The 12368-nt window shown below is 41.1% G+C and carries 11 protein-coding genes; 6 read left to right on the top strand and 5 right to left on the bottom strand.

Features of this window, described 5'->3' with window-relative positions; translation table 11 throughout:
- The first annotated feature begins 26 nt into the window (after positions 1-26).
- Entirely contained in the window at positions 27-1739 is a 1713-nt protein-coding gene (locus A6J60_RS01860) for a S41 family peptidase (RefSeq protein WP_227526028.1), read from the top strand.
- A 47-nt stretch (positions 1740-1786) separates the two neighbouring features.
- On the opposite strand, the gene A6J60_RS01855 is transcribed toward A6J60_RS01860, so the two are convergent.
- Entirely contained in the window at positions 1787-2422 is a 636-nt protein-coding gene (locus A6J60_RS01855; protein WP_096064490.1) for a response regulator, read from the bottom strand.
- A 495-nt stretch (positions 2423-2917) separates the two neighbouring features.
- On the opposite strand from A6J60_RS01855, the gene A6J60_RS01850 reads away from it, so the two are divergent.
- Positions 2918-3925, top strand: coding sequence for a serine hydrolase (locus A6J60_RS01850; RefSeq protein ID WP_096064489.1), 1008 nt, complete (start codon positions 2918-2920; stop codon positions 3923-3925).
- Between the two features lie 147 nt (positions 3926-4072).
- Here A6J60_RS01850 and A6J60_RS01845 read toward each other — a convergent pair whose 3' ends face one another.
- The gene (locus A6J60_RS01845) at positions 4073-4402 is read right to left on the bottom strand and encodes a TraR/DksA family transcriptional regulator (RefSeq protein ID WP_096064488.1); all 330 of its coding nucleotides are present in this window, start codon (positions 4400-4402) and stop codon (positions 4073-4075) included.
- Between the two features lie 525 nt (positions 4403-4927).
- Between A6J60_RS01845 and A6J60_RS01840 the strand changes: the two genes are divergently transcribed.
- From A6J60_RS01840 to ruvA, 3 genes are all read left to right on the top strand, one after another.
- Positions 4928-6136, top strand: coding sequence for a phosphoglycerate kinase (locus tag A6J60_RS01840; RefSeq protein ID WP_096064487.1), 1209 nt, complete (start codon positions 4928-4930; stop codon positions 6134-6136).
- A gap of 352 nt (positions 6137-6488) precedes the next feature.
- Positions 6489-6812 carry a hypothetical protein gene (locus A6J60_RS01835; RefSeq protein WP_096064486.1) on the top strand — a complete coding sequence of 108 codons (324 nt, stop codon included), beginning with the start codon at positions 6489-6491 and terminating at the stop codon, positions 6810-6812.
- A 219-nt stretch (positions 6813-7031) separates the two neighbouring features.
- The gene (ruvA, locus tag A6J60_RS01830) at positions 7032-7667 is read left to right on the top strand and encodes a Holliday junction branch migration protein RuvA (protein ID WP_096064485.1); all 636 of its coding nucleotides are present in this window, start codon (positions 7032-7034) and stop codon (positions 7665-7667) included.
- 167 nt (positions 7668-7834) lie between these two features.
- Here the strand turns inward: ruvA and A6J60_RS01825 are convergent, their stop codons facing one another.
- Together A6J60_RS01825 and A6J60_RS01820 are read right to left on the bottom strand one after the other, a co-directional pair.
- Complete coding sequence (locus A6J60_RS01825) at positions 7835-9031, bottom strand: aspartate aminotransferase family protein (protein WP_096064484.1); 1197 nt, start codon at positions 9029-9031, stop codon at positions 7835-7837.
- A 60-nt stretch (positions 9032-9091) separates the two neighbouring features.
- Positions 9092-9316 carry a DNA gyrase inhibitor YacG gene (locus A6J60_RS01820; RefSeq protein ID WP_096064483.1) on the bottom strand — a complete coding sequence of 75 codons (225 nt, stop codon included), beginning with the start codon at positions 9314-9316 and terminating at the stop codon, positions 9092-9094.
- Between the two features lie 191 nt (positions 9317-9507).
- Between A6J60_RS01820 and A6J60_RS01815 the strand changes: the two genes are divergently transcribed.
- Positions 9508-10338: a methyltransferase gene (locus A6J60_RS01815; RefSeq protein ID WP_096064482.1), complete on the top strand. Its 831-nt coding sequence runs from the start codon at positions 9508-9510 to the stop codon at positions 10336-10338.
- A 149-nt stretch (positions 10339-10487) separates the two neighbouring features.
- Here A6J60_RS01815 and A6J60_RS01810 read toward each other — a convergent pair whose 3' ends face one another.
- The gene (locus A6J60_RS01810; protein WP_096064481.1) at positions 10488-11948 is read right to left on the bottom strand and encodes an ABC1 kinase family protein; all 1461 of its coding nucleotides are present in this window, start codon (positions 11946-11948) and stop codon (positions 10488-10490) included.
- Positions 11949-12368: the final 420 nt, after the last annotated feature.

Raw genomic sequence — 12368 nt, 5'->3', positions numbered from 1 at the left:
TAATTAAGTATAAAGTAGAGTCCATAATGAGCAGAAAAGCGTCTCAACATAACAACTGTGTCCAACATACAGCTGACACCACTCAAAAGCTTGTGGCTAAAAGTTACAGGCTTTCTGAGCTTTTGATGCTGCAAGCTAATCCAGACCCTCATGTGTTTAGGGCGCTAGGTGATGGTCGGCTAAGTTGTGGTCAGCTGATGTTTGGGCAGAGACGGTTAAAAAAGTTATTATTGACGCTTTGCATATCGAGCTCATTATTAACACCGGTTGCTTATGCTCAAGGCAATAGCACAGATGCTATTTTGACAGATGAGCAAGCATCAAGGGTTGAAGCGGATACACCGCATGAAGCCTCAAATCGTGCTACTCGAATCTACCCAAACTCAGGTATGACCCGACCTCTTCAAAATAAAACCGGTCAAAACAACAGCATCGTAACAGATGATGAAGATACCTTCACTGATGTCAAGCATACCGGCTATGATGATGAAGAGTGTGTTGATGACTGCGATGATATTGATGCCGTCGCTACCGATGACGCCCTTGATGAATCGGTGTTTGTTGAAGAAGAGGAAGATGACGCGATTGATGCGCCTTCAAACTCTGATATTCAGCTTGGCATTGAGCATGTGCCTTTAAATGCCATCTCTCCTGAAACCATTGAAGCTTTTGTCGAAGTGATCGATGTCATACGCCACGACTATTTACGTCCAGTGAACGATGAAGTTCTATTCCAGCATGCCATTACCGGAATGCTTGAGAAGTTAGATAACCATGCTGAGTATCTAACTGAAGATAACTATGAGCGCTTACGCAGCTTTACAGATGGTGAAATCGGCCAAGTCGGTATTGTTGCCCGCTACGATCCAATTTCTGGATATTGGATAGTTAGAGAGGTGTTAGCGCAGTCTTCTGCGAAAGAAGCAGGTATTGAAGTTGGCGATAAGCTAGTACGTATTAAGCGTGCTGAATTAACCTCTGATATGACCCCACAAGATGTCACTCAGCTACTATCTGGCGTGGCAGGCTCTCAAGTATCTGTCACTGTTATTAGTAAGCAAGGCAGCAGACGCAGCATAATCTTGCAAAGAAACCTTGCGGCCAATAACAAGCTTCAAGTGAGCGTTCAGCAAGATATCGCTGTGATTCGCTTACCAGTGTTCCAAAATGGTTCTAAAGATCAGCTGATTGAAGCATTAAGACAAACAGGAGTGCCGATTACTGGTGTGGTGCTTGATGTTAGGAATAATCCTGGGGGCGTACTGTCCTCTGCGATTGATGTGGCCAGTTTGTTTATCGGTGATAGCAGTCTCATTCAAGTGCGTAATAGAACCAATCGTAGCCAATTGCTGAACTCCAACGGTGTGCCTTACTTATCAGATTTGCCAGTAGTTATTTTACAAAATCGTTACTCGGCTTCAGCAGCAGAAGTGCTGGCCAGTAGCTTTAAAAGCAACCAACGCGCCAAAATATTGGGCGAGCAAAGCTTTGGCAAGGGCACGGTTCAGGAAGTGATTCCGCTTAAGTCAGGCGGCGCATTAAAGCTGACTGTGGCTGAATATCGAAGCGCGAAAGGTGAGCCTATCGATGGTGTTGGTGTAAAACCTGATATCAGCTTTGAGCATGATGGTAGTGACTGGCAGCAAAAGGCGGTTGATTATTTGTTGACCCAAGATAGACCGCTGGGTATTAAGTTCGAAGATGAGCTTGATGGGTTATCTGTGATTGAGGATTACTAGTTGATAGCAATCCTCATCGTTTAACTAGGCTAGGGCGTATCATTGGGCTAGGGTGTAATCAAACCATGACGCATGGCCAAATGAGTTAACTTAACATCACTATCGACACCCACTTTTTCAAAGATACGGTAGCGATAGGTATTGACTGTTTTAACACTCACAAATAGCTGATCAGCAATCTGCTGTGGACTTTGACAGTTAACAACCATCATGGCTACTTGCTTTTCACGCTCACTTAAGCGATCAAAGGGCGACTCTTCATTATCGGTTAATAGCATGTCAGCGAGCTGCTCTGCCACATCGCTACTAAAATATTTACTGCCTTGATTTACTTTTTTGATGGCCTTGATCATTTCGACCAACGGCGTGCCTTTAGTGATATAACCATTGACACCTGCTTTTAATAGCATCGAAGGGTAGGGCTGTGCAGAGACACTGCTGACTGCTAAGATTTTGACCTTATCATCAAACTGGCGCAGTCTTTTGGTTGCCTCAACGCCGCCGATATTAGGCATATTGACGTCGAGCAATACGACATCAGGTTGCATTGATCTGACCATTTTAATGGCCATTTCACCGCTATTGGCTTCACCTATCACTTCAATTTCTGGATCATCAGCCAACATTCTGCTAATGCCCATTCTTACTAAGTCGTGATCATCGACTACCAAAACTTTAATCATAACGCTTTCCTAAAGAAATCTTTATAGTCTTTTTACTTTTATGTTGTATTAACTATATTAGCAGTATTTTATGTTGCTGTATCGTAAATCAAATGTTTTGAATTGACAATGCACCTTAATACCTTACCTTTTATAAGAATTAATACTTAACTGCTGCCGTTAATGATGTTAATATAACTAATAATAAGGCAATAGAATGACTATTGACATTGTTCTATTATTTAAAATAAAGGGATGAATAGCAATTAATTATTGATGCTATCCCCATATTATTCATTATTATTAACATAAACCATAGTGCCATGTTTAGATTGGTTGTAATTATCTAAACATGAGTATGGTTTTGTACATATTTTAGTTAAGCGGTGTAAGCTTTACGCATCAGCATGATGTCAGGATGCCAGTATTTAATCAAATAGTATTTGATAAATTAACTGAAATTAGTGAGTTAACAAAAAGCCTATACCTTAATTTTCGACTCAAGTGGGATGACTTATGAGCATTAAAAAATCTTTCAACAAATCTTATATCTTTGTCTGCATCGCATTGGGTTTGGGTACTGTGAGCTCAGCATCTCATGCTGCACTTACCATTGTAGAACCGGGCAAAACTGGTAATTCAAAAATTCAGTGGGGTAACGCCGGCGGGTTATCTGAAGCACGTAATATTATGTACTCGAACCCAACTACCAGCACGACTTCATTTGCAAGTGCAAACAACACACCAAGCTACTTTGACACTCTACCTATCTCTACCGCCTCACGTGGCGTGATTGTGATGGATGTAGAAAGTGGCAAGCCTTTATATCAAAAGAACGCCGATGTGGCACGCCCAATTGCTTCTATTACTAAGCTAATGACTGCTATGGTTGTGCTAGATGCTGGCTTAGACATGCGTGAAGAGATCAAACTTGATCCAGAAGACTTCATCGGTCCTAAGCGTGCCAGTTCGCGCTTAAAAGCAGGCGATCGCTTGAACCGCGCTGAACTGTTATTAATGACATTAATGAAGTCAGAAAACCCAGCTGCTAAGTCGCTAGCACGTAACTATCCAGGCGGCTATGATGCATTCATGCGTGATATGAACCGTAAGGCACAATCACTAGGCATGGGCAGTGCGTTCTTTGGAGACCCAACCGGTCTTGATAAGCGTAACGTTGCATCGCCAGTTGATTTGGTGAAAATGGTTCAAGCTGCTGGTCAGTATGAAGTGATTCGTCGCTTCTCAACAACCAAAAGCTATGACTTCTTCGTTGCTAACTATGCAGCCGGTAACCGTAACTACCCAGCGAGTAACACCAGTGTATTAGTACGCAATGGTACTTATCCAATCGGTATTTCAAAAACAGGTTTCATTAACGAAGCAGGCCGCTGTGTTGTGATGGAAACACAAGTGAATAACCGTCCAGCTATTATTGTTATCTTGGGTGCGAAAAACTCATCAGCTCGTTGGAATGATGCAGAGACCATTCTAACTAACCTAGCATCACGTCGCTCAATCTAATCAAATAGATAGCGAGCACTGACTGTTAGAGTTTTATAAAACAGTGAACCATAAAAAACGCCCTGATTTGAATCATGGCGTTTTTTTGTTGCTTAATAATTTGTCGATTAATAATTAGTCAAAAACAATCAAATTAATGAGAGTGTATTAAGAGGCGTGTTCCATACAAAGCGTTGCGTATGGGATGGCAAGCAAACGCTTCTCTTCAATATCCTCTCCACAGACGGTGCATTCACCATAGGTACCGTTTTCAATACGACTTAGCGCATTGTTAACATAGGTTAGACCTTGTTGAGCTTCGACCAATAAAGTCTTGCGCATTTCATTTTCACGCATTGAAATGGCCTGGTCATCCCAGTGTTCATTCAAGTCGTCTTGAGGGTTGTGAATATGGTCTTCGATTTTATCGATTCGAGTTTGATATTCTTGCTGTAACTCTAATAGTTTTGTTTTGGCTGCATTAAGATCAATACTCATTACTTTTCTCCCAATAAGCTGGTTTACGGTTAATTATTGTCATTATTACTAAATTATCGTTATTACTAAGAAGTTGCTATTAACGAATTAGTGTTTAAAAATAAGCGATTTTAAATATTTACTAAGAGTTGATAAATAAATGCTTAATTAAAATATTGTCGATTTATTCTTATAATCATAGCATTATTTAACAAATAAATCCTTTATATGCTTTGTATAAATCGAGGGAAAGACTGACGCTATGGATATCTAATAACTCTGCCTTCCTATAGATGAAATGGGGACGATAAGTGGCAAACTCAATATAAAATTGATGTGAAAATGTGGTAGAATCTGTTCAAATTTTGGCACTATAACGCTATTAGATATTAGTGTTGAGCTATTAGACATTTAGCGTTGTTCTATTGAGCATATAGTACTTATGAGCATTGGTACTAAGCAAATACTCAATACTTTAGGTGCTTTAAGCGACTGATTGGAAACTCAAATTAATTGTTAACCTCTGAATTAACTAAGGGTAATAAAATGAACTTTGCTAGAATGGAAAACCAAGCGTTATCTGGTAAGCGGGTACTGATTCGTGAAGACTTAAACGTACCTATTCAAAACGGTAAAATCTCAAACGATGCCCGTTTAAAATCAAGTATTCCTACCATTAAGTTAGCGCTTGAGGAAGGAGCTGCTGTATTGGTATGCTCACATTTAGGCCGTCCTAGCGAAGGTGAGTATGAAGAAAAGTACTCGTTACAGCCGGTTGCTAAGTATCTATCTGAGCATTTAGGTCAAACAGTTAAATTGCAAAAAGACTATGTTGGCAATAACGTTGATGTTGCCCCAGGTGAAGTAGTGCTGTTAGAAAACGTTCGCTTTAACCAAGGTGAAAAGAAAAATAGTCCTGAATTATCAGCAGATTATGCCAACCTTTGTGATGTGTTTGTGATGGATGCCTTTGGAACTGCACATCGTGCGCAAGCATCAACTGAAGGTGTTATCCAAGCGGCAGCCAGTGCGGGTAAAGTGGTCTGCGCCGGTCCTTTATTAGCGGCAGAATTAGATGCACTAGATAAAGCATTGCATCAGCCTAAAAAACCATTGGTTGCTATCGTTGGCGGCTCAAAAGTATCGACTAAACTAGATGTGCTAATCAGCTTGGCTAAAATCTGCGATCAAATCATCGTTGGCGGCGGTATTGCCAATACTTTCATTGCAGCTAAAGGTCACTCAGTAGGGGCTTCATTATATGAAGCGGATATGATTGATACTGCTAAAGATATTATGGCGCAAACAGAAATCTTATTACCAGAGAATGTGGTTGTCGCTGACAAAAGTGAAATTAACTTTGATGACTTTATCAACTCATTACAGTCAGCCACACCAATTCATAGATCTATCTCAGAAGTTGGCGATGATGAAATGATTTTAGATGTCGCAAAAGAAGGCTCTGAGCATATCTTTGAAGCAGTAAAAAATGCAGCAACTATTCTATGGAATGGTCCAGTCGGTGTATTTGAGGTTGAAGCTTTTGCTGAAGGCACACGCCTATTATCACAAGCAGTGAGTGACAGTAATGGTTTCTCAATTGCAGGTGGCGGGGATACTTTAGCTGCTATCCATCAATTTGAAGTTGAAGACGGCGTTAGCTATATGTCGACTGGCGGTGGTGCTTTCTTAGAGTTCGTTGAAGGTAAAACCTTGCCAGCCGTTGCCGCTTTACAAAACCACAGTAACCGTTAAGCTGTTAAGCTGAGCTGTTTGCAGCTGATTTATTAAAGTAGTTTGAAGTGATTTGTATAATTTCTTGAAAAGGTTCTTAATTTGCCAGCTAAATATGCTCTATTACGCATAAAAATGCTAAAAATGTTAAAATAGTAGTGTGTTAATAAAAAGTGCTCACGTTAATTAAAAATGAGCTACTTAATAAGCTGCTTAACAAAGTACAAGCGTTAGCAGAGCCTATGTATAAATTGTTACTGATGGTAACTTTAGTATAACTTAATGGCAGTTTTTAATATTTTCATTGTTTTTTACTTTAATAATCATTAGAATGCTAACCATTCATTAATATCACATTATGTGAGGAGTATGCATGTTAAACCGTAAACTTGTTGTTGCTGGTCTAGTTGCTGGTGTTGTTGCGATCACTGGTTGTAGTAAAGAAGATCAAAGCTCTGTAGAAGCTGCTGCTGAAAATGCAGGCAATGATGTCTCTGAAGCGGTATCAAACGCTGGCAATCAGCTGCAAGAAGCTGGTGATACTGTAGCAGAAGGTGCGAACACAGCTGTAGAAAACACCGCTGAAGCTGTTGCTGACGGCGCAACTGCAGTTGCTGATGGTGCTTCTGACATGGCCGATAAAGCGTCTGAATCAAATCCTTTGGCTGAAGTAGAAGACGAAGACCAACAGTATTAATTTAGCTGGTATGTTTGACCCTATTAAACATACCCATAGCTAATGCATAGACCTTATCCCTCATAAAAAGGCTCTGAAATTTCAGAGCCTTTTTTAATGCTATAATGAGCAGCGATTACCCCTGGTTTTTAGTATTTTAAAAGTAAAACCATTTAGATTCTCATTAGAATAATAACCTGTAATATTTAAGCTTGTGTTTTTAGAGATGAAAATAAAACTATGATTGGACTTATTGAAGGAAGGGTGTGCCATCTGGCCGCGCCAGTTGCTTGTATCATGACCAATGCAGGAGTGGGGTATGAAGTGGAGTTACCGCTGCCCGATTTTTGCCAATTGCAAATGGAAGCAAGCGTGATGCTATGGACACATTTGCACGTGCGCGAAGATGCACAGCTATTGTTTGGCTTTTTGAACATCGGTGAGCGTGATGTATTTCGTCAACTGATTCGTATCAATGGGGTTGGGGCAAAAATGGCATTGGCCATGATGTCAACCATGTCAGCTTCTGAATTAAAACACAGTGTTGAATCTGATAACGAAGCTGCTTTAACTCGGGTTCCTGGCATTGGTAAAAAAACCGCACAGCGACTGCTAATTGAACTCAAAGGTAAGTTTGATCATATTGAAAATGATACGGATCTATTGAGCACCGTTAATACTGAGACTATGACTCAGCAAGGCAAAGAGGGCGTTATTCTAGCAGAGGTTGAATCAGCTCTAATCAGCTTAGGTTACCGTGATAAAGAGGCACAACAAGCCATTAAAGCGGCACGTGAAACTGATGCAGGGCAAAACATTGTCGATACCCAAAGCTTGTTAAAACTAACTTTGCAGCAGCTGTCTAACTTTAAGTAGCCGTTATTTGCTAGCGGTTATCAGCCTATATGATGAGCCTATGACTTAAATTGACCAATGACGATGCGCTAAATGTTTTAGCGCATCGTTGTGTTATTAGATTATTGAGTACTAGGGATACTGTTTAACTAGGATTAACTGGGAATGAGCTTTGGCGGTAAGATAGATTAGGCCAAAGTATGCTTAATCACTCGTGTTAATCTTTCAATAACTTGATCAGATTCGTCACGTGACAGGTTAAGCGGTGGCAATAAGCGCACCACATGACCGCCGGTGACATTAACAATTAGCTGCTCTTGGGTGCGAGCATCATCGACCAGATTGCTACAGTCAGTTTGCTCAGGCAATACCACGCCAATCATCATGCCATAGCCGCGAGTGCTAACTCCAAGAGACTTAAGCTCATTAGTTAAGTTAGTTTGGATATAGTCGCCTTCGGTTTTAGCATTCTGCATGATATCGGTTTGACGTAGCACGTCATAAACACTATGTACCACACGGCTGCCGAGTGGCGTGCCGCCATAGGTTGAACCATGGCTGCCAACTTGTAATAAGTCACGCGCACGTCCACTGACCATACAAGCACCAATAGGGAAGCCGTTACCTAAGCCTTTGGCAGTAGAGAGCACATCTGGCTGAACCGTGCTATGCTGAAACGCAAAGTATTTACCGGTTCGACCATTACCAGTTTGAACCTCATCTAGCATGAATAGCCAGTCGTTCTGATCACATAACGCTTGAATATCGGCTAAAAAGTCAAAGCCATTAGCAGCGGTATTTAGACCGCCTTCACCTTGAATAGGTTCTAGTAACACAGCGGTGATTTCAGATTCATTTTGTACAACCTGCTTAATGGCTTCAATGTCCGCAAAAGGCACACGGATGAAGTCTTGGTCTAAGGTAAAAAAGCCTTCTCTTGCTTTTGGATTGGCCGTGGCTGAGACAGACAGTAAGGTGCGACCATGAAATGAGCGCTCCATGACGATGACTTTAGGCTGCTTAAAGCCTTTTTTATAACCGTATAAGCGCGCCATTTTTAATGCCGCTTCATTGGCTTCAGCACCACTATTGGCAAAAAACACACTGTCCATACCGGCAGCAGTACACAGACTTTCGGCAGCTTTTTCTTGCCATTCAATTTGGAATAAATTACTGGTATGCACTAAGGTTTGCGCCTGCTGCTGAATGGCTTCGGTGACTTGCGGATGACAATGACCGAGACCACAAACCGCAATACCAGTAAGTGCATCTAAATAGGCGGTGTTATCAGCGGTATATAACCAGCTGCCTTCGCCACGGCTAAAGCTAATGGGTTGTGGACTATAGGTAGGGGTGATGTAGGAACGTGGGGCAGAAGCGGACATACAAAATTCCTCAAATATTTGTTTGGGTTAGGGGCTGTGGTTGTTTGGTTTAAATCTATCTTAATGTAAATCAGTAGAGAAGGGGTCGTCTTGAGCCGGCACTCGATACTCTTCATTGGCCCAAGCACCAAGATCAATTAATTTGCAGCGGTCACTGCAAAAAGGCTTATATGGATTGTTTTGCCATGAAGTAGGCTTGCGACATTGAGGGCAAGGGTAGGTTTTTGGTGTTTGCGGTGTTGTAGACTGTTCATCTGTATCGGCACTGATATTTGCTTTACTCATAATTTTTAAATCTTTTTTTCGAAAAGGATTGGCTGTCTATGTGTTGACGTTATTTAAGCCGTGATCGGTAATTGGTGTTGTTTTGACTTTAACGCTAAAATTATAACAGTTATAACCAGATAACGGCTGTAAAAACACAACAGCTGTAAAATTATAGTATGCACAATTTTTAATTAATACAAGAGGCGACCGTGGAAAAGACATCAACTAACCAGCTAACGCATCAAAAAAGTAGGGCGTTTAAACCAGAGAAGTTAACCGTGCCTCGTGACTTTCAGTTACCTAGATTTTTACAGCGTTCAAACCAACAGCATAACGCCTCTGGTGATATAGAAAATAACACGCGGCCGTTAATTGTTGAAATTGGTGCGGGTAAGGGTCGACATGCCATCTTATATGCCAATGGCCATCCTGAGCACGATATCATTGCCATTGAGCGTACGCTTAATAAATTTACGGCCTTTGAAGCAAGCATCCAGGCAGTGGCAAACCAGCATCAAGCTGATAGTGGTAATGAAGACCATAGCGCCAAAAATGCTACCAAAACACAAAATAACAGTAAGCTGCCACGCTTAATTCGAGAAATGGGACTTGAGCACACCAGTGATTTAACTAACCTATTAGCAGTACACGCAGACGCCATTCCTTATTGTGTACATGCGCTGCCGCCTCAAAGTGTCGATGTGTTTTATTTGCTCTATCCCAATCCTGAGCCTAAGAACCCCAACCAGCAATGGTTAAACATGCCGTTTTTTGAATTTTTATTATCGCGACTAAAGCCTGAGGGCAGAGTGGTGTTAGCCAGTAATATTGAAGACTATATTGATAATGCCTATCAGCAAGCGCTTGAGACTTGGCAGCTTGATACCGAGCGTAAAGAGGTAGCGACAGACAGTCAGCGCACCCATTTTGAAATCAAATATTTAGCACGTGGCGAAACCTGCTGGGAGTTGAATTTAACCAAGCCTAAGGGCTATGTCACTCGTTTTGATCAGTGGCAGGCGGAAACTACAATCAGTTAGCAAAGAGCCAGTTAAGTAGATCCAGCTAAAAAAAATGGTCAGTAATAAAAAAGCGCTATCACAGATGTTAAATAAATAAACATCGAGTGATAGCGCTTTTTTTAGAAAGTTCTTTTACATAATAGATTTATAAATCGCTTGGTTGTTTACTATAACGACTCAGGTTTGCTCATATTAATCGGTACAAACTGATTGATGGTGTCATAAGTATTGGTACGCGCATCGAGCACCGTCAAAAAGGTGTACGCGCCAATAAACTTACGACTGATAAACATAAACTCTTTAGGCGGCAGACTGAATTCACGTGACTGCATAGCGCTGCCTGAGCTTTCCATCAAGCGTTTGTGTAAGTTACTATCCGCCCAATGATAGTAGCCTTCGTCATCAATCAATTCACTGACCGTTGACTGTTGCAACTTTGGTGAGCGGAACGGTTCAGTCGCTAATAAGAAAACATCCGCCATATTCGACTTAACTTCCTGACTCATCGAGTCAAAGAAAGGGTAGCCTTGCATGGCATTCATCATCTGCTGTTTGTCATAATGGAAACCTGCCAGCATTAAGTTACGCGCAATTTTTAACAAATCATCATCAAATTGACGCATGGCACCAAAGTCTAATAATACCAAGGTGTCTTTACCATCTGGCTTATCGACAGGCTCAGAGCGAATTAAGTAATTACCAAAGTTGGGGTCAGTTTGCATTTCGCCCCATACGAAGATTTCATTAAGCATGATATCAATGGCCGCTTGACCAAGTTTGTCACGGCGCTGTTGCGGTAATGCTTTTAAATCTGCATGAGTTACTGGCACACCTTCTTCAAAGCTTAAGCACAGTACTCTATCGGTCGAGTAAGCTTCAATAACCTCAGGTACGGCATAACGCTCATCACCCTTTAAACGCTCATAAAAGCGCATGGTGGTCTTGGCTTCAGTGTCATAATTGACTTCAACCTTTAGTAAGTCACTGATTTCATTAAACCACTCATCCAAAGCTTTGGTTTGAGGAACCGCATTGGTTACTTTTAACAAATGTTTGAAAAAGCTTAAATCCGAATCAATGGCATCGGCTACACCCGGGTACTGAACCTTTAATACCACTTGTTGACCAGTCGCTTTGATAGTAGCGCGGTGAACTTGGGCTAATGAGGCCGTTCCAATTGGAGTAGTGGAGATGTCAAGATCATGAATACGATCACCAAGTTGCTGACGAATTGCTGTTTCGACAACTGGCCAGGCTAAGCTTGCGGTACTGTCATTTAAGCGATATAAGGCAGCGGTGATTTCAGGATGTAAGAAATGCTCGCCATATAAGGCTAACATCTGGCCAATTTTTACCACAGACCCTTTCAATTTGCCCAGCTCATCAGCAAGATAAGCGGCTTGTTCTTTCATAAAGGATTGGTTGCGAGAGGCTTTCTCTTCTTTGCTTAAAAACAGGCCACTAAAGCTGTTCCCTGCCCAGCGGCGACCAAGGTTTAATGAGGTTTTTGCAATGGATAAACGGCGGTCTAAGCGAGAGGTCTTTAATTGGTCCATCTCATTGTTTGTCGGCGTGCTTCCATTCGTATTATTCAAATTAGTTTGTGAAGGTTGTGATGAATTTGCCATGATTTAACCATATTGGAAAATGAATACTGTACCGTGGGTTAACTGTCCTTAAGTGACGATCTGCCCTTTGAGTGACAACTGTTATTGCGTCATTAATGTCATCATTTTTGTAATAACTTAAATAAAGATTACTCACTATAAAAATTACTATCAATAAGGCATCAGTTGTGTCAATCATCCTTTTACAACCGTTTAACCCTTATTTAAAGATGACATATTAACGAATCTATAGAATAACATTGTTCCTAAATAAAGATGCTGACCTTCGAGTTTTACTTACAACTCTCTAAAATAGCCTAAGCATTTTAGTTAACAATCGCAAAGAGTTCTCGAAGGCCAACTGCTCTTTATATCAGCTGCTATTAATATCAGTGGATCCTGATATCAGCAGCTTATGTAAGGATCATTGGTTGTGTAAAG

This window comes from Psychrobacter sp. FDAARGOS_221, assembly GCF_002313155.2.
In the GTDB taxonomy this organism is placed as follows: domain Bacteria; phylum Pseudomonadota; class Gammaproteobacteria; order Pseudomonadales; family Moraxellaceae; genus Psychrobacter.
Note: the sequence above shows the minus strand (reverse complement) of the source record. Positions and strands in the feature narration are given on the sequence as shown.